At 34.3% G+C, this 20,151-nt stretch carries 23 protein-coding genes, 2 tRNA genes and 1 pseudogene; 5 read left to right on the top strand and 21 right to left on the bottom strand.

The features are described from left to right. Window positions 1–6: 6 nt before the first annotated feature. Both clpP and tig read right to left on the bottom strand, forming a co-directional pair. Window positions 7–591: an ATP-dependent Clp endopeptidase proteolytic subunit ClpP gene (clpP, locus tag CVULP_RS07630; RefSeq protein WP_099461611.1), complete on the bottom strand. Its 585-nt coding sequence runs from the start codon at window positions 589–591 to the stop codon at window positions 7–9. Further along, window positions 591–1,913, bottom strand: a complete 1,323-nt coding sequence (tig, locus tag CVULP_RS07635) for a trigger factor (RefSeq protein ID WP_099507327.1) — start codon at window positions 1,911–1,913, stop codon at window positions 591–593. The genes clpP and tig overlap by 1 nt, the downstream gene beginning before the upstream one ends. A gap of 116 nt (window positions 1,914–2,029) precedes the next feature. Between tig and folE the strand changes: the two genes are divergently transcribed. Then, window positions 2,030–2,602 (top strand): GTP cyclohydrolase I FolE, encoded by a 573-nt coding sequence (folE, locus tag CVULP_RS07640; protein WP_099461614.1) that lies wholly within the window; start codon window positions 2,030–2,032, stop codon window positions 2,600–2,602. An 82-nt stretch (window positions 2,603–2,684) separates the two neighbouring features. Beyond that, the gene (gene fliI, locus CVULP_RS07645) at window positions 2,685–4,043 is read left to right on the top strand and encodes a flagellar protein export ATPase FliI (protein ID WP_099507328.1); all 1,359 of its coding nucleotides are present in this window, start codon (window positions 2,685–2,687) and stop codon (window positions 4,041–4,043) included. Here the strand turns inward: fliI and CVULP_RS07650 are convergent. Together CVULP_RS07650 and CVULP_RS07655 are read right to left on the bottom strand one after the other, a co-directional pair. Further along, window positions 4,040–4,993: a cation diffusion facilitator family transporter gene (locus CVULP_RS07650; protein WP_099507329.1), complete on the bottom strand. Its 954-nt coding sequence runs from the start codon at window positions 4,991–4,993 to the stop codon at window positions 4,040–4,042. The genes fliI and CVULP_RS07650 overlap by 4 nt on opposite strands. Window positions 4,994–5,016: 23 nt before the next feature. Then, window positions 5,017–5,454, bottom strand: coding sequence for a Sua5 YciO YrdC YwlC family protein (locus CVULP_RS07655; RefSeq protein WP_099461297.1), 438 nt, complete (start codon window positions 5,452–5,454; stop codon window positions 5,017–5,019). A gap of 95 nt (window positions 5,455–5,549) precedes the next feature. Here CVULP_RS07655 and CVULP_RS07660 point away from each other — a divergent pair, with 95 nt between their 5' ends. Continuing rightward, window positions 5,550–6,131, top strand: coding sequence for a pyridoxamine 5'-phosphate oxidase family protein (locus tag CVULP_RS07660; protein ID WP_099507489.1), 582 nt, complete (start codon window positions 5,550–5,552; stop codon window positions 6,129–6,131). Window positions 6,132–6,179: 48 nt separating this feature from the next. Here the strand turns inward: CVULP_RS07660 and dcuC are convergent, their stop codons facing one another. The 9 genes and pseudogenes from dcuC to hddA form a co-directional block, all read right to left on the bottom strand. Further along, the gene (gene dcuC, locus CVULP_RS07665; RefSeq protein ID WP_099507490.1) at window positions 6,180–7,631 is read right to left on the bottom strand and encodes a C4-dicarboxylate transporter DcuC; all 1,452 of its coding nucleotides are present in this window, start codon (window positions 7,629–7,631) and stop codon (window positions 6,180–6,182) included. Between the two features lie 64 nt (window positions 7,632–7,695). Next, window positions 7,696–7,758, bottom strand: a pseudogene (locus CVULP_RS08815) (DUF2972 domain-containing protein); the annotation flags it as partial. Window positions 7,759–7,930: 172 nt separating this feature from the next. After that, window positions 7,931–8,209 carry a PDDEXK family nuclease gene (locus CVULP_RS07670; protein WP_372712843.1) on the bottom strand — a complete coding sequence of 93 codons (279 nt, stop codon included), beginning with the start codon at window positions 8,207–8,209 and terminating at the stop codon, window positions 7,931–7,933. 26 nt (window positions 8,210–8,235) lie between these two features. Continuing rightward, window positions 8,236–8,487 carry a hypothetical protein gene (locus CVULP_RS07675; RefSeq protein ID WP_099461244.1) on the bottom strand — a complete coding sequence of 84 codons (252 nt, stop codon included), beginning with the start codon at window positions 8,485–8,487 and terminating at the stop codon, window positions 8,236–8,238. A gap of 25 nt (window positions 8,488–8,512) precedes the next feature. Beyond that, window positions 8,513–9,259: a DUF3883 domain-containing protein gene (locus CVULP_RS07680; protein ID WP_099507491.1), complete on the bottom strand. Its 747-nt coding sequence runs from the start codon at window positions 9,257–9,259 to the stop codon at window positions 8,513–8,515. Continuing rightward, the gene (gene dcm, locus CVULP_RS07685; protein ID WP_252195547.1) at window positions 9,240–9,725 is read right to left on the bottom strand and encodes a DNA (cytosine-5-)-methyltransferase; all 486 of its coding nucleotides are present in this window, start codon (window positions 9,723–9,725) and stop codon (window positions 9,240–9,242) included. The genes CVULP_RS07680 and dcm overlap by 20 nt, the downstream gene beginning before the upstream one ends. Further along, window positions 9,722–10,399 carry a D-glycero-D-manno-heptose 1-phosphate guanosyltransferase gene (gene hddC / locus CVULP_RS07690; RefSeq protein WP_099507492.1) on the bottom strand — a complete coding sequence of 226 codons (678 nt, stop codon included), beginning with the start codon at window positions 10,397–10,399 and terminating at the stop codon, window positions 9,722–9,724. Before hddC ends, dcm begins: the two co-directional genes overlap by 4 nt. Beyond that, a complete protein-coding gene (gmhA2, locus tag CVULP_RS07695; protein ID WP_215729003.1) occupies window positions 10,399–10,983 on the bottom strand; it encodes a D-sedoheptulose 7-phosphate isomerase in 585 nt (194 codons plus the stop codon). The genes hddC and gmhA2 overlap by 1 nt, the downstream gene beginning before the upstream one ends. Then, window positions 10,980–11,999, bottom strand: coding sequence for a D-glycero-D-manno-heptose 7-phosphate kinase (hddA, locus tag CVULP_RS07700; protein ID WP_099507494.1), 1,020 nt, complete (start codon window positions 11,997–11,999; stop codon window positions 10,980–10,982). The genes gmhA2 and hddA overlap by 4 nt, the downstream gene beginning before the upstream one ends. A gap of 1,366 nt (window positions 12,000–13,365) precedes the next feature. On the opposite strand from hddA, the gene CVULP_RS07705 reads away from it, so the two are divergent. Continuing rightward, on the top strand, window positions 13,366–13,590 hold the full coding sequence (locus CVULP_RS07705; RefSeq protein WP_265415664.1) for a hypothetical protein: 225 nt from the start codon (window positions 13,366–13,368) through the stop codon (window positions 13,588–13,590). Window positions 13,591–14,239: 649 nt separating this feature from the next. On the opposite strand, the gene CVULP_RS07710 is transcribed toward CVULP_RS07705, so the two are convergent. Beyond that, a tRNA-Ser gene (locus tag CVULP_RS07710) sits at window positions 14,240–14,327 on the bottom strand. 83 nt (window positions 14,328–14,410) lie between these two features. On the opposite strand from CVULP_RS07710, the gene CVULP_RS07715 reads away from it, so the two are divergent. Continuing rightward, a tRNA-Met gene (locus CVULP_RS07715) sits at window positions 14,411–14,487 on the top strand. Here CVULP_RS07715 and CVULP_RS07720 read toward each other — a convergent pair. The 7 genes from CVULP_RS07720 to CVULP_RS07750 all read right to left on the bottom strand — a co-directional run bounded on the left by CVULP_RS07720 (window position 14,466) and on the right by CVULP_RS07750 (window position 20,023). After that, window positions 14,466–15,236 (bottom strand): TSUP family transporter, encoded by a 771-nt coding sequence (locus tag CVULP_RS07720; protein WP_099507615.1) that lies wholly within the window; start codon window positions 15,234–15,236, stop codon window positions 14,466–14,468. The two genes, CVULP_RS07715 and CVULP_RS07720, sit on opposite strands and share 22 nt — an antisense overlap. Then, the gene (locus CVULP_RS07725) at window positions 15,226–15,966 is read right to left on the bottom strand and encodes a TIGR02757 family protein (protein ID WP_099507614.1); all 741 of its coding nucleotides are present in this window, start codon (window positions 15,964–15,966) and stop codon (window positions 15,226–15,228) included. The genes CVULP_RS07720 and CVULP_RS07725 overlap by 11 nt, the downstream gene beginning before the upstream one ends. Before the next feature lie 82 nt (window positions 15,967–16,048). Continuing rightward, window positions 16,049–17,875, bottom strand: a complete 1,827-nt coding sequence (flgK, locus tag CVULP_RS07730; RefSeq protein WP_099507613.1) for a flagellar hook-associated protein FlgK — start codon at window positions 17,873–17,875, stop codon at window positions 16,049–16,051. A gap of 11 nt (window positions 17,876–17,886) precedes the next feature. Continuing rightward, window positions 17,887–18,318 carry a flagellar protein FlgN gene (locus tag CVULP_RS07735; protein ID WP_099507612.1) on the bottom strand — a complete coding sequence of 144 codons (432 nt, stop codon included), beginning with the start codon at window positions 18,316–18,318 and terminating at the stop codon, window positions 17,887–17,889. 35 nt (window positions 18,319–18,353) lie between these two features. Then, window positions 18,354–18,554, bottom strand: coding sequence for a flagellar biosynthesis anti-sigma factor FlgM (locus CVULP_RS07740; protein ID WP_099462339.1), 201 nt, complete (start codon window positions 18,552–18,554; stop codon window positions 18,354–18,356). A 57-nt stretch (window positions 18,555–18,611) separates the two neighbouring features. Then, window positions 18,612–18,977 (bottom strand): hypothetical protein, encoded by a 366-nt coding sequence (locus tag CVULP_RS07745; protein ID WP_099462336.1) that lies wholly within the window; start codon window positions 18,975–18,977, stop codon window positions 18,612–18,614. Continuing rightward, on the bottom strand, window positions 18,977–20,023 hold the full coding sequence (locus CVULP_RS07750; protein WP_099462334.1) for a flagellar basal body P-ring protein FlgI: 1,047 nt from the start codon (window positions 20,021–20,023) through the stop codon (window positions 18,977–18,979). The genes CVULP_RS07745 and CVULP_RS07750 overlap by 1 nt, the downstream gene beginning before the upstream one ends. Window positions 20,024–20,151: the final 128 nt, after the last annotated feature.

Here is a 20,151-nt window from a genome sequence, read left to right on the forward strand (position 1 = left end):
ATTGCCCTACTTAAAACTTTTTTCCAAAACCTTATCGATAAGCCCATATTCCCTAGCTTCAACCGCACTCATAAAAAAATCTCTTTCGGTGTCTTTAGCAATTTTAGCAATTTTTTGATTGGTATTTTTGGCTAAGATTTCATTAAGTATGGTTTTAAGTCTTAAAATTTCTTTTGCCTGAATTTCTATATCTGTGGCTTGCCCCCTTGCCCCACCTAAGGGCTGATGAATCATAATGCGTGAATTTGGCAGAGCAAAACGCTTTTCCTTTGCTCCACAGCTTAACAAAAACGCCCCCATAGAAGCAGCTTGTCCTATGCAAATCGTGCAAACATCGGGTTTAATATAATTCATCGTATCATAAATGCTAAAACCACTTGTTATTACACCACCTGGGGAGTTAATGTAAAGATAAATATCTTTTTGCGGATCCTCCGCCTCTAAAAATAAAAGTTGCGCTACGATAGAGGATGCCACATCGTCATTAATCTCGCCACTTAGCATTATAATGCGGTCTTTTAGAAGGCGTGAGTAAATATCATAACTTCTTTCTCCGCGACTTGTTTTTTCTATCACATAAGGGATATACATTATTTATCCTCTTTCTTTTCTTTTTTCGTCTTTTCTTTAGGCATAAAAATGTCATTAAAAAGCTTATCTTCAATCAAAGCCATTTTTACTGCCGGTAAAGCACCTTGTTTTTTGTAATTTTCTAAATGCTCTTTAGGGTTAAAGCCATAGCGATACGCTTCAAAATATACCGCCTGAACGAGTTCTTGGTCTCCTACTTCTATTTTCCTAAGCTTCGCCAACTCATCAATGATAAAGGTAAGTTTCACACTTTTTTTCGCCTCGTCTTTAAAACTATTTCTTTTAGCTTCATATTTATTTTTATCATTTTGAATTTCTTTTTTCTCTTCTTCGTTAAAATTAGCAAAAGCTTGTCTAAACTGCATATCGACCTCTTGTTCTAAAATGCCTTTTGGCAAATCAAATTCAAAAGTTTCAATTAAAGAATCCGCAAATTTTGCTTTCAATTCTTCATTAATAAGCTTAAATAATTTCTCATTTTTAATTTGTTCTTTAAGTTTTTCATCTAAAAGTTCTTCGCTTGCTTTTTCTTCATTTGGAAGAAGTTTTTTAAGAAGTTCTTCGTTTAATTCTGGAAGTTTAAGCTCTTCAATTTCATGCAGCTTAATCTTAAAAATCGCATCTTTACCAGCCAAATTCGCTGCTCCATATTCTTTAGGAAAAGTTACAGAAATATCCTTTTCTTCGCCGCTTTTCATACCTACCATCGCCTCTTCAAAGCCCGGGATAAATTGCTTAGAACCGATTTCAAGCACATAGTTTTCAGCCTTACCTCCATCAAAAGCCTTACCATCTATAAAGCCTTCAAAGTCAAATTTCGCATAATCACCCTCTTTTAAAGCTCTTTTTGTTTTAATCGCTTCAGTCGTGGCATAGCGTTTTAAAAGCTCATTTTTTTTCTCATCAAGCTCTTTTTTGCTTACTTTTGGAGTGCTAAATTCAGGGATACATTTTTCATAACCATCAAGTTTTAATTCGGGCTTGAAAGAAAGAACTAATTCAGCGATGATTTCGCCATTTTCACGCTCAAATTTTTCAAAATAGGGCTCACCTACAAGCTCCTTTAAATCTCTCTTTAGTTCCCTTAAAGCACTATCTACGGCGTTTTTAAAAAGATTTTGTTCAGCATCGTTTCTTAATTCTTTTTCGTATCTTTTTAAAACGGCACTCACAGGCACCTTACCCGGACGAAAGCCGTCCATTTTTATTGTTTTAGAAGCTTTTTTGGCTAAATTTTCTACTTCAGTATTAATCGCTCCGCTTGGAATTTTCACACTTGCAGAGGCATTGACAGAGTCTAATTGCTTGGCTTTTACTTCCATTTTTTTCCTTCAAATAAAATTCAGGTTGGAAGTATAGCAAATTTTTCCTTATTACTTGCATAAAAATTAAAGAGTAATATGATAAAATTAAGAAATTATGAATGACGGAGAGAATTTTGCAAGAAAAATTTGAAAATTGTGTGAAAAATATGCTTGAAATCATAGGGGAAAATCCCAAACGCGAAGGACTTTTAAAAACTCCTACACGCGTCTTTAAATCCTATGAATTTTTAACAAATGGCTACAAACAAGATGTGAAAGAAATTTTAAATAATGCCCTTTTTGATAGCTCAAATAATGAAATGGTTTTGGTTAGAGATATTGAATTTTACAGCCTTTGCGAGCATCATCTTTTACCCTTTTTTGGGCGCGCACACATCGCTTATATCCCTGATAAAAAGGTTGTAGGACTTTCTAAAATTCCACGCCTAGTAGAGGTTTTTGCAAGACGCTTACAAATCCAAGAGCAACTCACAGAGCAAATCGCAGAAGCACTAATGCAAAATGTCGGTGCTAAGGGCGTTGGAGTTGTGCTTGAGGCAAGGCATATGTGTGTGGAGATGAGAGGCGTTCAAAAGGCAAATTCCACAACTTCTACTTCAGCACTTAGGGGACTTTTTCTTAAAAATGAAAAAACAAGGGAGGAATTTTTTTCTCTTATTAATTCCTCTAAGCAAGTGAGATTTTAATTGAGTTTTTAGAAAAAATAATTGTAGTGTTATTTAGATTTTAAATTGAAACAAGCCATAAATTTAAATTTAAGGACAAAAGGTGAGCTTAGAAAAACTTAGAAAAAAGCTAAAAGATGAAAATTTAACTTCCGTTTTTGGAGAAATCACAAAAATTTCTGCCACAAATATAGAAATTCAAGGACTTAAAACAGGCGTTGGCGATATAGTAAGACTCATTTCAAATGAAAATGAAAATTTGCAAACTCTAGCTATGGTTGTGGAGATAAAAGCACAATTTAGCTACCTTAGTCCTTTTTCTTTTATCGAGGGCTTTAAGATAGGCGATAGGGCTTTTTTAAGCGATGCGGGGATGCAAATAGGCGTGAGTGATGAGCTTTTAGGGCGTGTGGTTGATCCTTTTATGAAGCCAAAAGATGGCAAAGGAGCGATTGAAATCACGCAATTTATGCCTATAATGCGTCCGCCCATTGATGCGATGAAAAGGGGCCTGATTGAAGAAATTTTTCCCACAGGAGTTAAGACTATTGATGGGCTTTTAACTTGCGGTGTGGGGCAAAAGCTTGGAATTTTTGCTGGAAGTGGAGTGGGTAAATCAACTTTGATGGGTATGATAGTTAAAAACTCAAAAGCTCCTGTCAAGGTCATCGCACTTATCGGCGAGAGAGGGCGTGAAATCCCTGAATTTATCCAAAAAAATCTTGGCGGAAAGCTAGATGATACCGTCATTATCGTAGCTACAAGCGATGATAGTGCCTTAATGCGTAAATATGGTGCTTTTTGTGCGATGAGTGTGGCGGAGTATTTTAAAGAGCAGGGTAAAGATGTGCTTTTTATTATGGATAGTGTTACGCGTTTTGCTATGGCACAAAGAGAGATAGGCTTGGCTTTAGGAGAGCCACCTACAACTAAGGGCTATCCGCCAAGTGTGTTAAGTCTTTTACCTCAACTAATGGAAAGAACGGGAAAAGAGGAGGGTAAGGGAACGATAACGGCATTTTTCACCGTGCTAGTTGATGGTGATGATATGAGCGATCCCATAGCCGATCAAAGTAGGTCAATTCTTGATGGGCATATTGTGCTAAGTCGCGAACTGACGGATTTTGGAATTTATCCACCTATAAATATCCAAAATTCAGCCTCTAGGGTGATGAATGATATTATTAGCCAAACGCACAAAGAAAGTGCAAGAAAATTTAAACGCCTTAGCTCACTTTTGAAAGAAAATGAAGTCCTACTTCGCATAGGAGCTTATCAAAAAGGCAGTGATAAAGAGCTTGATGAAGCCATTATGAAAAAGGATTTAATGCAAAAATTTCTTAGTCAAACTCCAGAGCAAAGCGTGGAATTTAATGAAACCTTAGAACTTTTAAGCCAAATTAATACTCAAGTCGCCCCCCAGCCTGTAAGTATCGCTACTCTGCCTAATCCTAATAGTTAAAGCCACTTTTTATCCGCAGTAAAGCTCACAGAAAGCCAAATTTTATAACTTGGAATTTCAAGAGCTTTTTCTATGCGTTCTCTTATAAGGTCAAATTCATTAAGACTTTTGACTTGAAAATTTTTTTGCATTAAAATATTCACTTCCACCATATAAAACCTACCCGATTTAGCTACATGTGTATCGTAATCACTAAAGTCAAATTCCTTGCTTAAATCTTCCATAATTTTTGTAATCCTCTCATCAAGCTCCAAAGGTGCAACCATAATCAAATCTTTAAAATTTGCCACCGCTATACGAAGAGGCGTAAAAATAAGTGCTAAAGAAAGCAAAGCCAAAAGAGCAGGGTCGATATAAAAAGCAAATTCCTTTTGCCACGCAAATTCCCAAAAAGAGCAAAGCCAAATCGTTCCAAAAGCTACCAAAGCACCTAAATACAAAACGCAGTCTATCCTCCACTCGGCATTATCCACGCGAATGAGGTCAGAATCTAATTTTCGTGTATAAAAATGTGTATAAGTAAAAAGCATAGCACAAAAAATAAAAGCACAAGCACTATAAACAGCCGCCCCACCTAAAGCCACCTTATAGCCTCCATTTAATAAACTATGCAAGGCATCAAAAAGAGCATAAACGCATACAAGCACTAAAATAAGGGACTTAAAAAGATTAACCATAGGTTCAAAACGCCCATAGCCGTATTGAAAAATTTCATCATCTTCTTTATAAATATAGCTAGAAGTTAAAACGCTCAAAATTCCAAGAGCCACGCTTATGAGAGCCACAAAACCATCAAAAATCACCGCCATAGACTTGACAAAAATTCCAAAACCTATACCAAAAATAGCCAAAATCAAAGCACAATACATAGAAACTTTAAGAACAAATTGTTCTTTTTGGTTGATTTTTTTAAAGTCTTGAGTTTGATTAGCTCTTACGCTTTTTGTCATTTTACGCCCTTTTTTGATAAATTTTAACGCATTTTACGCATTTTAGAACGAGAAAGTTTAAAAATTTTAGAAGCACTTTCTTCGTGTAAATTTTTATCGATTATTTTTATTTTGTATTTTTTCGCTAAAAAAAGAGCGTAACTAAGCTTAAAAGGCTTTTTGTGTTTATTTGCCGAGCTTGAGTAAAACCAGCCGTGTTTTTGTAAAAATTTGGCGTGTTTGCCATTTTTTACAATTCTTAAAGCTTTTTGATTGGGGTAAATAAAGGTCGTTTTTTGTGCTTTTCTTACTAAATTTTTAAAGTGTTTTGGCACTCTTGTAAAGCTTAAAAGTGTGGAAAAATGTGCCACTGTAATAAGACAAGGTGTGTTTGATGGGCGATTTTTAAGCTTGTTTAATAAAGCTTTGTCTTTACTTAAAAAACCAGCCGTTGTGTCCGTTTGGCAAAGATAGATTTTCATAAGCACATCTTAGCAAAATAGTGTAAAATTAAAGTTCTTTTATATAGAATAAACCTATATGGTATGTAAAAAACTAAGAAATTTAAAGGAAAAATATGCGTAGAGATGAATTTGAATGTGGTGATTTAAAGCTTGTAGAAACAATGCTAAACTCCATCACTTTCGGAACAATGATAATCCCAGATGAGCGTCCTTATGGTGTGCCAATCAGCTTTGCATATGAAAATGGACAAATTTATTTTCACGGCGCAAAAGCGGGACGCAAATATGAGCTTTTAAAACACAATCCTCTCGTATCTTTTAATGCGGTTAAACCCTATGCTTACATCCCCTCAAGTTTTTTAAATAATACAATGATTCCAACACAATTTTTCTTTTCCGTGTATGTTGAGGGGCAGTTTTTTGTAGAAGAAGATTTTGAGCGTAAAAAACAAATTTTAAAAGCTCTCGTCAAAAAATATGAAAACAAGAATATCGATATGGAAAAAAGCCCTTTTAGGGGACAAGAAAAAGGCGTATTTGTTGGCATAATAGAAGTGCAAAACATAAGTGTTAAAGCAAAATTTGGACAAAATCTTAAAAAAGAAGCGTTTTTTGCCATTATGGAAGATTTAGAAAATCGTGGAACTTTGTTAGATAAAGAAACTTTAGAATTAATGCGTTATTTTAAACCTTAGAGTAAGGGTATAAGGTGCTAAAAACACCAAAACCCTTTAAATTTTTAATCAAACCTTAACAATCTTTTCTACTTTTGCCATACTTAGCTCATTTTCTAATGTAAGATTTGTTTTAGCCAAATAAAATGATACAAGAATATTTACAAGCATAGCGATGAGTAAAAGTGGAGTGGTGCGCTTGATAATATCCATAGGCGAAACCTTAGCAAAACCAGCCAAAGCGATAATTCCTCCAGCAATAGGCGAAGCAGCACGACCTAAACAAGAGGCTATTTCTATCGGTAGGACTAAAGTAATAGGTGCAATGCCAAGCTTTGTAGCGATATCTGGAGCTAAACGACCAAAAGCATTAAAAGCGGCAATCCCACTTCCCATAATCACCGTAAAACCATAAACCAAAAAGCTTAAAACCACAATGCTTGCAAGCACTGCCACACTGGCAAATTCGCCTTCTTTACCTAAAACGCTTACCGCATCGGCTAAGATTCCTACTCCGCCTAAAGCTTTAATGCCCTCAGCAAACACACCGGCTGCGATGATGATGCTAACCACACTGACAAAAATGTCTGCCATAGCCTTTAAGATGACAACCATATCTTCACCAAGCTTTTTAGCGTCTCTATGTCTTGCAAATTCAACAATGAAAACCAAAGCAATACTTACAAAATTCGCCGTTACCACATCAAGCTTAATCCCTAAAAAATATGCCGAAAACAAAAATACCACAGGTAGCCAAGGGAAAAGTATGTAAAGTGTTGGACATTTTGGGTCTATAATCTCTGGCGTTTCAACCTCGTCCATTAACAAGCCCTTTTTCTCATCTCTTTTATCCACCCAAGCAAAATAAAAAGGGATTAAAACCGCAATCACAACAACATAAGCAAGCACAACCCAAAGCTGATAGTTTAAGAAGAGTCCTACAACATTATCTTTTTGACCAACCATATCTGCCATATTGATGGAATTTCCATCTTTTGGACCATAATCAAGAGCGATTAAAGATAGCACACAAACGGCAGTAATGGGGCGAATTTTAAGTGCGATTAACACAGGATAAATACAAGCCAAAAGCAAAAGCAAAAGTCCAGCATAACTTGAGATAACGATTTTAAGAGCCATACCCACAATGAAAGTGCCACTTAAAATTAAATACTTGTTTTTAATCTTCCCAAGTGGCTTATTTGCCAAAAAAGCAAGTTTTGCAGAAGCATTAATATGCTTCATATAAGCAGCAAAACCCGCCACACTCATAATAATAAGTCCTACGCCAGCAAGTTGAGTTTTAAAAGTCGCCGTGATAAAGGCGAAACTATCAAGAATGACATCTAAAAAACTTGCACTCTCTCTAACTGGAGCTTTTGGTATAGGTGCACCAAAATAATAAAATGCAAAAATTAAAATAATCATACCTGAAAACAAAAAGGTGAAAATGGGATTATACTTTTTAAGGATATAATACGCCACAACCACCACAGCAAAGAGGGTCGAAACGATAGCCATATGAAATCCTTTTGAAAAATTTGAAGCTATTTTAACAAAAATTGAATTTCATAAGCTTAAAAAATCATTGTAAATTTTCACAAATTTTTTCAAACTCCTGATAATACTTCCACGAAGCTACGATGTCAGGACAACTTTACTTTAAAATTTCATCGTAGGTATAAGTAATTTTAATTTTATAACAATCATTTTGTTTTAAAAATAAAAATATTATCATCAAATATAAGATAATTGAGAATTTAAAATATGTTTTTTAAAGAATTCAGTAATTATATTGAATTTTAGATAGTTAATAAACTCTACTTTAGTAATAAAGTGGGGTCAATCTTAAATTGCAACATTTTCGCACTTTCTCTACCACCATCGCCACCTTTTCTTTGCATAGTAACCTTGCCAATCTTAAGGCTTCCTTGTAGAGAAAACATAACTTCACCACCATAAAAATTTATCACTTCATTGATGGGTTTTAGCACCCATTCTATATTGCTTTCTAGTCTTAAAATTACCAAAAACCATTCACTTGCAAACTGCCCCCTACCTTTTAGAATATCATTTAAACTCGGAATTTTATTTTGCATTATAAAGAACTTTTTTGCTAGATACATTATACACGCTCCACAAGGCTTATTTTATAATCTAGCTCTTTATTAAAAAGGGCTTTAGATTCTATATCTTTTAGCTCTTCTAAATTTTTTGCTAAAAGTCTTTTTTCGTGTTCTTCCTCACTTATATTATCCCACAATACACCATAGCCCACAAGGTAAGTAGCAAGTAGGATTCTATATTTTTCTAAGGCTTCTTGCTTAGAACTAAAGCTAAAAGATTTTGTGAATTTTGGTATTACATATTTGTGCATACAACCTAAATATTCTATTTGTATTTTATATATTAAAGCTTCCTTGATAGCTTGTTTGTGTGATTTGCCTACTTTGCTTGGCAAAATTAAAGCATTTTATGGGATTAAAAAATACATTTTCTCTAGGTTTTTCTTTAAGGTTGCTTACAATATAAAGACAATATTTATCCTGCAAACTTTGTGCAACATTGTATTCTTTTTCCGTTAGCATAAAATTCCCACTTATCTCGCTTAACCCTTTCACTTCAACGCAATAAAATTCTTTTTCATTTTGCATTTTAAAGTCAAACCCACAGCCAAAATCCCTACTATCAAACAAAGAAAAACCTTTAAAATATTGCATAAAATTAGCTCTAAAATATTGTTCTGCGGCTTTGCCTGTCGCTACTCTTTTGATAAAGCCTATTTCTATTTTAGAGTCTAAAAATTCATTCACTTGCAATTTTTCTTCATAATTTTCAATCAAAAAGCTAGAAACTAGATTTTTAAAAGATTCAAATCCCATATCTTTATACTGCTCAAAAATTTCTTTTGTATAAGTTCTAAGCTCTCTTTGATACCAACCTTTTCTAGCATTATCAAAATATGGGTCAAACTCATCTCTGTAATTTTTGATATTGCTAGGCTTTCCTTGCAAAGAAAGTCCTAAGATATTAAAAGATTCCACAAAGCTAGAAAAGCCTAAAGATTTATAAGCCAAATCATCAAATTTGGATAAGAATAAACCACAAATGATAAGCTTATCTCTGTTTTTAATGTAAATTTTTGGCATAATTTAACCTTTTGTGAAAATCAAGGCTATTTAAAAGCTTATGAAAAACTTGATAGCCACAAGATTCTAAGAGTTTTAGAATCTCTTTTAGCGTTTGTCCTTTATTGTGATTGAGTAAGCCTTTAACATTTTCTAAGATAAAAAAGCTAGGTTGTTTAGCCTTTAGAATCTCAGCAAGATAAAAAATAATCTGTCCTTTTTCTTTATTTTCTAGCCCCTCTCTTTTGCCAACAATACTAAAGCTTTGACAAGGAAAACCAGAAATAAGCAAATCAAAATTAGGCAAAGATTGTGGATTAATCTGCGTTAAATCGCCGAGTTCTAGCTCATTTGAAGTGTTAAAAAAAGTTTTATAGGTTTTAATGGCTGCTCTATCAATCTCACTAAAACCCAAACATTTCAAACCACAAGATTCTAGCCCCAAACGCCCACCGCCAATACCACTACAAAAATCTATAAAAGTCATCTCTCGCCCTTTAAACGAGAAAATTTTTCATAATCTTGCGGTATGCCTATATCGATAAAATAATCTTCAAAAAGCTCCGCCCTTGCCTTTAAGACTTTGAAATTTGTGCTTAAAAACTCTTCAAAAGAAAAATGACCTAAAAACGAAAACCTCTCAAAAATATCTTTGCTAAGCAAATAAATTCCCCCATTTATCAAACCCTCTTTACAAAAGCTTTTTTCTTTAAATTCAACTATTTCTCCCTTTTCATCGATACTTACCGCACCATACCTTTGAAAATCAAACATCTTTTTTAGAGCAAGACAGATTTTCGCCCCCTTTAAACGCAAATTTTTTAAAGAAATTTCAAAAATGCTATCTCCATTTAGCACGAAAACTTCTCTCCCCTCGCAAAGCTTTAAAGCCTGTTTTATCGCTCCTCCCGTGCCAAGTGGCTCTTGCTCGATACTATATTTTATCTTTATACCTAAAAACTCATTTTTAAAATGCTCTTGTATCACTTCATATTTGTAAGAAACGGCTAAAACTACACTTTTAACGCCCTGTTTTTTCAAATATTCAAAGATAAATTCCAAAAAAGGCTTCCCCCCCACAGCCGCCATAGGCTTAGGCACATCTTTTACCACAGCCCTAAGCCTCGTGCCAAGCCCTCCACAAAGGACGATAGCCTCCACTAAAAGCCCTTACCAAAAAGCTCCTCCTCCACTATCGCACATAAAATATGCTCAATGACAAGGTGGGCTTCTTGTATGCGTGGAGTGCAAGAACTTGGCACTTTGATACAATAATCACACAACTCATTCATCACTCCGCCACTTGCTCCTGTAAGTCCTACGCTTAAAATTCCCTTTTGCCTACACACTTTCAAAGCTTCTAAGATATTTTTAGAATTTCCGCTCGTTGAAATTCCTATAAATACATCTCCGCTTACCCCTTGTGCCTCAAGCTGTCTTGAAAAAAGCTTTTCATAACCATAGTCATTACCTATGGCAGTTAATATACTCGTATCCGTTGTAAGTGCAAGGCTTGGAATGCCGGGTCTATCAAAATAAAAGCGACTCACAAATTCCCCCGCCATATGCTGTGCGTCCGCTGCACTTCCGCCATTTCCTGCAATGAGAGTTTTTTTACCATTTTGATACGCTTTAATCAGCTCTCTTGCGACCTTTTCTATAAGGGAGATTAGCTCTTCGTCCCTTAAAATTTGCTCCTTTACTCTCAAACTCTCTTCAAAATGATTTTTAATATACGCCTTCATACTCTCCACGATTTTACTCCTTCTTTAATAAATGAAAAATTTGCTACATAGCCACCTTGCTTGTTTAAAAGCTCACAAAGGCGGTATTTTTGCGTTGGCTCACAGAGGAAAAACATAAAGCCTCCAGCCCCAGCACCGCTTGTTTTCCCACTATAAGCACCATTACTCACAGCTAGATGATAAATTCTTTCAAGCTCGTCATTACTCACTATCTCACTTATAGTCTTTTTACTTCTCCAACTTCGCTCTAAAATTTCGCCAAGCCTCTTAAAATCTGCTCTAAACAAAGCCTCTTTCATATCAATGGCGTCTTGTTTGATGCTATGCATCGCTTCAAGACTTTTTGAATCTCCTAATTTACCCTTTTTATGCTCCTCTATGTCCTTAGCCTCTCTTGTGATGTTGGTAAAATAAAGCACCACCCTACTTTCTAACTCACTCACAATGTAATTTCTAATACGCAAGGGATTTACAATCACGCGTTTATCGGCGTAAAATTCCATAAAATTAAAGCCTCCAAAGGTTGCAGCATATTGATCCTGTGCACCGCCGACTATACCTAAATCCTCCCTTTCTATCTCGTAAGCTAATTTTGCGATTTCATACTCGCCTAAGGGCAAATTCAACCACTCTGCATAAGCCTTTAACATACCAACAACTAAGGTCGAACTCCCACCAAGCCCCGAGCCACTAGGCACATCACTATAAGTATGTAAAGAAAAGTTTAAAGGTTTTTTAGCATAATCTTTCACAATACGGTTATAAACAGCTTTGAAAATATCAAGTTTGCCGTCATTTTCTAAGCTTAAACGACTTTCATATTCGCAATACCCACCCGTATCTGGGGAGTCAAAGATGATTTTATTATCCTCTCTTTCTATGAGAGTGCAATGCACAAAAAGCGAAATAGTCGCATTTAAAACATAACCTGTGTAGGTATCGCAGTATAAATTAATGTCCGTCCCCCCGCCAGCAAGTCCTAAGCGAAGGGGAGTTTGTGAGCGTATAGTCGCCATTGTTTTCCTTTATATTTTTGCAATTTTAACAAAAAAAGCTAACCAAATAACTCTAACACCAGTCCAAAAAGACATTTTTTACCCCTCTTTTTTGAAACATTACTATCTTTTCTTTTAAAATTCATAAAAGGTGCCTTTTAATTTATAAAAGAATTTGTATAGAACTTTTATCTTCATTCATATCAAGTCTTTTAGCATTAGAAAGCTCTTCAATTGCAACATCAATTAACAAAAATCCATTTTTATAGTATTAATCACACAAATGAAATTATCTTTTACAAGCAACTCTTTATTTCAAAAAACTTAAATAGTTTTTCATCTGTAGTAAAGCTTGAGAATTTTATTTTCACCTAAATTTACATTTATTTTATAAAACTTTAAAATATAGACCTCTTTAGTCTTTTTTCTTGTTTTTAGTTCTTTAAATCATAGATGTGAAATTTTTACTTTTTCTCATGTATAATGTTTAAGTCATTTTGTTACAAAAATATTTTTCGCATCATTTATAAGTTATCAATAAATTTACTTATTATGTTCATTAGAAATTTTAAAATTTTGTCTACTTAATGTAATTGAATAATCATTTTCAAAATAAAAACAATCTACATAAACTTTTCTTACTGAATATTGATTATCAATCTTTATATTAACATTTTTTTATTAACAAAAATAATTATGTTATATTAAAATCAAAGATTTTAGTTTGATTTTTAAGATTCACAACACCTCTCATATCTATCCTTTTACCTTTTTCTTTGAAGTTATTTAACATCTTGATTTTTATTACAAAAATTTTGAGATGTATCTACATTAGAAAATAATTTATTAATCTCGTCTATACGGTATACACATACCACCTAAGCAAAAGTATCCAATTTACAATTCATTAACATTAAATCCTTTCCATCATCAACTACCGCAAAAAATATTGTTAAGAAACTTATCTGTTTGTATTATGTAAGTATCATAAAAGTTTATTGTTGGTTTTACTATTGTCGAAAGATTACTACTATATAGTTTTTTCCCAAATAATTATAAATTTATTTACTATAAAAATTCAATTGTATTGATTATTCAATTCTCCTAATTAGATGCTTTTTAAAATATTAATAAAAAATTTTTAAATATTGAATATTTTTCCAAATTATATCTATTTTCCATGCTAATAATTTCAGATTTTATTTCAATAATTAATCTAAGAAATTTATTAAATAAAATCGATTTTTCACCATTTTTATAAGTTAATTTCACACACAATACCTTACAATTTAACATTAAAGAAAAAGAAAATTTAAAAGTCTTTGTTAATAGTGATAGCATAGCCTCTCTTGTAGCTTTTTGCAACAGACTTGATGGGCTTATCTCTGTGGATACTGGCATAGTGCATCTTTGTGATATTTTACAAATTCCAAGCCTCATTTTTATCCCAAAACATACTTTTTATAGGTTTAGTGGCGGAAGCTATGGAGGGAAATGTGAAAAATTTTCTCTAGAAAATGGTTATCAAAAAAACTATGCTAAAATTATGCAAATTTTTTATAAAAAAGCAAATCACTTTACTACAAGGATTAAAAATGAAAATTCTATCTAAAATGGCACTAGTTGCTATTATTTCACTTGTAGTGATTTGACACTGATAAATAAATTTTATAATAATTTGTAAAATACCATAAATATTAAGAAATTCTTATTGTAGTGTCGCCAACAAACACTTAAAATTTTAGATAGAAAAAGCTTATCAAATCCCAACGAGTTTACTTATGATAAAAGTATAGATATAATAAAGTTTAAATTTTAGAGTTGCATTGCTCCAAACAGGACTTTTAACCATGAAACAATTCAAGATTTAGGTTCTAATTATAAAAAACTTAACAAAGCTTTTAATTTATTTCTTAAAAAACAATTCAAATGTTAATTACAATATGCAAAGACGGGTAAGAAGAGCCTGTATTTTCATATGTAAAGTCAAAGAAGTTGAAATTATTATTATAGATAAAAGAAAGGAAAATATAATTTGGAGAAAGGTTACTCAAAAATGTTTTGAGAATGAACATTATATTTGGTGTAAGACTATATGATTCATGCTTAAAGAAAAATAAAAAACTTTTAGATTAATACAAGAAGTGATGGTAACAAATTTAATGAATGGAAGAATTTTAGTTCTAAGCTAACATATAACTAAAACCTGCAAATGGCAAGATGCTATAAAAACGATAAAGGAATCCAAATTAATAAAGAAATGGCAGAAAGGAAGGGATTCGAACCCTCGAAAGCTTGCACTTTACACGCGTTCCAGGCGTGCTCCTTCAACCGCTCGGACACCTTTCTATGATAAGAAAGAAAATTATAGCTAAAAATTTTATAAAATCAGCCAAATTTTAGTAAAAAAAGATATAATTACACTTTCACAAGTCAGGGTAGCTCAGCTGGTTAGAGCGCTGGTCTCATAAGCCGGAGGTCGGGAGTTCAAGTCTCCCCCTTGACACCAAAATAATCCCACGCTACTTTAATGATAGTCGCTCCCACAACAACTAAAAATAACACTTTAATAAATTTCCCATTTGTTTTTAGCACAAGCTTTGAGCCTAAAAACGCCCCTAAAACCTGCCCCACACCCATTAAAAGTCCCACAAGCCAAAGCACATCATAAAGCCAAAGAAAGATAAAAAGAGCGATAATATTACTTGAAAAATTAAGAATTTTTGTATTAATACTAGCCTTTTTCATATTGAAACCCAAAAATAACACACAGGCAAAAATCCAAAAAGACCCTGTCCCCGGACCCAAAAAGCCATCATAAAAACCTAAAATTAGCCCAAAAATGAGATGAAAAATTTTAATATTGCGAATTTTAGGCTCACTTTCTCTTTTGCCAAGGCTAGGCTTAAAGACTGTGTAAAGAAAGGTAAGACTTAAAAAGATTAAAATAATAAGCTTTAAATGCTCATCTTTAATAAGCAAAACGCTCCAAGTTCCAAAAGCCGCCCCAAGTGCTGTAAAAAACACGCCCCAAGCAAGATGCTGGAGAGTGGTAGAGCGAAAATAAGTCGCTGCTGCTGTGAAAGAGCCAAAAACGCTTTGAAGCTTATTGGTCGCTAAAGCAAGGTGTGGCGGGATACCACTTGCCATAAGAGCTGGGATAGTGATAAGCCCACCTCCACCTACGATAGAATCGATAAAGCCCGCAAAAATAGCCACACAAAAAAGAATCGCATAAACGCTTAACTCAAGCTCCACTAGCTCCCCCCTGCCCTAATCTATAAAGGGCGAAGTCGTATTTAATAGGGTCATTAAAATCATATTCTTTTAATTTTTGCGTGAGTTCTAAAACCGCCTTAAAATCATAGCTTTTACGCTTTAAAAGTCCCAAATTTAACGCCATTTTCTGCGTGTGTGTGTCAAGAGGGATTAATAAATCTTTCGTTGAAATTTGTTTCCAAAGCCCCATATCAAGCTCGTCTTTACGCACCATCCAACGCAAAAACATATTATAACGCTTTAAAGGGGATTTTGGCTCGTTTTGCCAAGCTGTGCCAAAAAAGTGCGTGTAACCTTTACTTGTATAATTATTAATTTGATAAACTAAATTAATGAAATTTTTAATTCCATCAACAAGCTTGCCGCTTTTTTTATAAGGTTTTGTAAAAATTTCCTCTAAATCATAGGCTTTTTTAAGTCTAGCAAAAGTGATGAAAATTTGCTTAATGTCCTCACTTGTTTGAAAGCGGTATTTAAGGTCTTTAACGCCCTCTATAATCTTTTTTTCCTCTTTATCGATGAGAGTAAAATCAAGGCTTTCTAAAAATTTCATAATATTTTTAGCACTTCCATAAGAAAATAAAGCACACATTAAGGCGATATAAGGATCGCTAAATCGTTTAGCCACCTGCAAGGGGTCGGCAAATTCTTTTAAGCCTCTTTCAGTGTTTTTCTCGCTTACAAGGGCATCAAGTTTAGTTTTTAGCAAAGCCTCTCTCTCAATTTTTCATTTTTTTTCATTATAATCCTTATCAAAGAAATTTGAAAAGATTATAATACACTTTTTTAAATTAAGATTTAAGCCCTAGTAAAGTATCAAGCATTTGATCAACCGTTGTTACGATTTTAGCCGCTGCACCGTAGCTTGACTGCCACTGGATAAGTGCGGCTAATTCCTCATTAGTATTTACCCCACTTTTACTTTGATACTCGGCATAAACAGAATTATAAAGAGTCATATTACTTTTATGAATCACATTATTATTTTCCCCATCACTTGCAATTTTTCCTGTAAATTTGCGGTAATACTCCTCCATAGTTAGCTCATCTATTGTGCCGTCTTTATTGTAAAAACTAACCTTTTTATACTGAAGTTGTATGATTTGATTTGCCATATCATTACCACTATCTACGCCGTTTTTACTCGCTCTTACCGTGCTAGGGTCATTTAAAAGACTATCTTTAATTCTAATATCACTCGCATCGCTTCCACTGAAAAAACCCCCCACACTAAAAGCACCAGCAAAATTTGTGCCTTTATCCTCTAAAGAGACCTTAAAGCCACTTTTGGCATTGATTTGAAAAAGTCCGCTATTACTTTTAGAATCGTAAGAAAAACTTGCATTGATGAAATCATCGACATCGTTCCCAGCGTTTTTATCACCATTATCATCTGTGTTAGCATTGATTTGACGCATTAAATCGTCCATCGTTGTCGATACATCGATTGTAATACTCTTTCTAACCTTTTCATTACCTTTTTCATCATAAATGACAATGTCAAAAGTTCCAGCCTGTATCGTCCTATCGTAGTTCATCAAAGGCACATCACCCGTTAAGCCCTCCAAATAATCAGAAGTCGCCGAATTTTTCGCTGAAGCGGCGTAAAGATTATTTGTTTCATTAATCAAAGTTTTAGAAAAGGTATTTAAAGAATCTATATAATTTTGAATAATTCCATTATCATAAGTTCCCTCAAGCTTATCATAATCACGCCCCCTTAAATCAAGCTGTGCCCCGAGCTGACCGCCTTTAAGTTTCGCAGTAAGGTCGTGAATTTTTTCATCTGGAGTTTGATAATAAATACTATAAGATTTATTTTTATCATCATAATCAAGCTTTAAAGGGTGAAAATTCACCCCATCAACGATGGTAAAGCCCTCAACGCTAAGATTGTAATGATGTCCGGGGTCGGTTATAGTTTGCTCAAAGCGATTATCTTGCACAATTTCATTTTTACTTGCTACCGCACTTACAAGTTTAGAAAGTGTAAGTTCAAGCTCATCACGCCTATCTCTCAATTCGTTCGCATGGTCAGTCGGTAAAGCCTCCTCGCCATAAATTTGCTTATTTAAATACGCAATTTCTTCGCCGATTCTATTAATCTCTTCAACGGTTGATTTAATATCATCATTCACTTTTTGTTGAATTTTTTTAAGTGTGCTATGTGCTTCATTAACGCTTTCTGCTAAAGTTTTAGTCGCATTAACAAGGGCGATTTTAGTAGCGTTTTCGTTAGGATTAGACGCAAAGTCGTTCCAAGCTTTATTATAATTTTCTAAATTATTTAAAATCCCTGTATTTTTAAGGTCTGGGAAGCGTTGCGAAATTTCTTCTAAAACCTGACCTAAATAGCCTGTGTATTCTTGCTGTGTGCTAGCATTTTTAAGCTTAAAATAGGCGTGTTCATCGTGAAGTCTCACTATGCTTTCTATTGCCGTTCCTGTGCCAACTTGCACTCCACCTGTGGTAATATAGCCATTTGTCGTTTGTACAACTCTTTGGCGTGTGTAAAAAGTGGCGTTTGCATTTGAGATATTATTACCTGTAGTAGCGATTTGCACTTCGCTAGCTTTTAAGCCTGTAACTCCTGTATGTAAGGTTGCAAAGATACCCATTTCTCACTCCTTTACACTTTCATTTTAAAAATTTCTGGGATATGTTCTTTATCTCCATAAGCATTATTTGTTCCACCATTAATGTCAAACATTGTATTGACTAAGCCGTCTAAAAAATCTTTTACAATGAAGACATATTTGGCGTATTCTTTATTTTTGGTGTGTAGGGTTTGAAGATTTTGCTTGAGTAAGTCAAGCTTTTGCTTATCCTCCTCATCAAGCATTTCGCTAAGTCCTTTTGCAGAGCTGTTATTTAAAGCCACTAAAGCAGCGTCAAGCTCTTTTTTAGCTGTTACAAATTTAGCGATGAGTTCGTTTTTAACCTCGACACTAGGAGCAACCTTGTCGTGTTTGGCAACCTGTATATCTTTAATATCTTCTTCGGTTAATTCTATCATTTCTGTTAAGATAGCATTAACCTCATCTAAGCATTTTTTTAGCATTTTTTCTCCTTTCCTAGTCAAAAAGGAGAAAAAATTTAGATTAAAGAGTCTGCTACCGCCGCTGCTGTGGCTTTTAAATCAACTTGATATGTGCCATTTTTAATTTGCTCAGCTATTTTAGAAACTCTATCGTTTTCCACTTTTTGACTTTGCTCTGTTTTTGCCTCTCTCTCAACCTTGCCGGTGTTATTTAAAGAAGCACTAGCGACATAACTTTGTTGTATAGGATTTATCATTTCTGCCTCCTTGATTTATAATCCTCTACAAACTATATCGACTAAAATTACAAAAACTTAACCCCTCTCTTTCAAAAAATCAAATAATAATTTTGAAAAGCCCATTCCTCCACTTAAAGCCTTACTCATCGTATCGTTATACATAGAAGAATAAATTTCACTACTCGCATCTTTACCAAAAAGTGAATTTTGGTTTTTCAAAGAGATATCTAAAACAGACTTAATCAAAAAAGCTTCAAAAGCGTCTGTTTGCTCCTTTAAAGCCTTTTCTTCATCTGTTTTAGCAATAACCTCATTATCTTGCTCCTTAAAATATGCCGCAAAATTTGCGTCCGCTTTTTGCGAATTTGAGCCTTTAGCCACTTTTTCCAAAAGCACACTAGATCCCATACTATAAGTGCTTAAAAAATGATCTACTTTCATCATATCACCTCTAAGTCTGCATTAATAGCACCTGCACGCTTTAAATTTTCCATTATGGCTATAATGTCATTTGGCGTTGCACCTAACTTGTTTAACATTCTTGCAATATTAGCCACCGTTGTTTTAGGATTTGAAATCCTAAGGGTATTTGAAGTCGGGTCAATCGCACCGCCGTCCTTCATATCAATCTCATTTTGCGCTATGGCATTTTGGTTATTTGGGTCGATTTTTATCGTAATATCCTTATGCGTAATAAGCACAGGCTCAACCTCCACATCAACACCCGCTATCACAGTGCCTGTTCTTTCATCGATGATAACTTTACTTTGCGGAGTATAGGCTATATCTTGCTCTAAAACTCTTGCCATAAATTCCACAGCACTAAATTCTTCTGGTTTATTAAGCTTTATCGTGCGTGAATCAATAGCCTTAGCCACACTTTCATCAAAAACACTATTTAAAACTCTTTCTATATCGTGAGCGGTTTTAAAATCCGCCGTTTTAAGGCTTAGAGTTAAGTCGGTATTTTCATTAAAATTTTGCGGAATTTCTCTTTCAACATTTGCCCCACCCATCACACTTGCCGCTGTGGAGTGTGAGCCTGCTCCGCCCGGTCTAGCTGTTAATCCTCCAGTAGAAAGTGAGCCTTGTGCTATGGCATAAATTTCGCCATCAATACCTCTTAAAGCTGTGAGTAAAAGTGTGCCACCCTGTAAAGATTTCGCATCGCCTAAAGATGAAACCGTGATGTCAAGCTTGTCGCCACTTTTTGCAAAGGCTGGAAGCTTTGCGGTAACCATAACTGCGGCGGTATTTTTAGACTTGATGTCGGCTGGATCGACCTTGATGTTCATACCTTGCAAGAGATTTGAAACAGATTGTAAGGTAAATTTAGAACTTGTGCCATCGCCACTGCCATTAAGTCCTACAACAAGACCATAGCCTATGAGCTGATTGTCTCTAACGCCCACCGTGTTGGCTACTTCCTTAATTGGCACTGCAAAAAGCACCACACTCAAAGCACAAAGGCTTAATAAGAATTTCATAGATTACTCCTTTAATCTTCAACTTAAATCACAAATAAGCAAAAATAGTTCCACTTTTGAAAGAACTTAAAAAAACTGAAATTTAAAGTTTAATTAAGTATTTTTATATATAATTACATTTCTTTATT

The organism is Campylobacter vulpis (assembly GCF_014217995.1).
Taxonomy (GTDB): domain Bacteria; phylum Campylobacterota; class Campylobacteria; order Campylobacterales; family Campylobacteraceae; genus Campylobacter_D; species Campylobacter_D vulpis.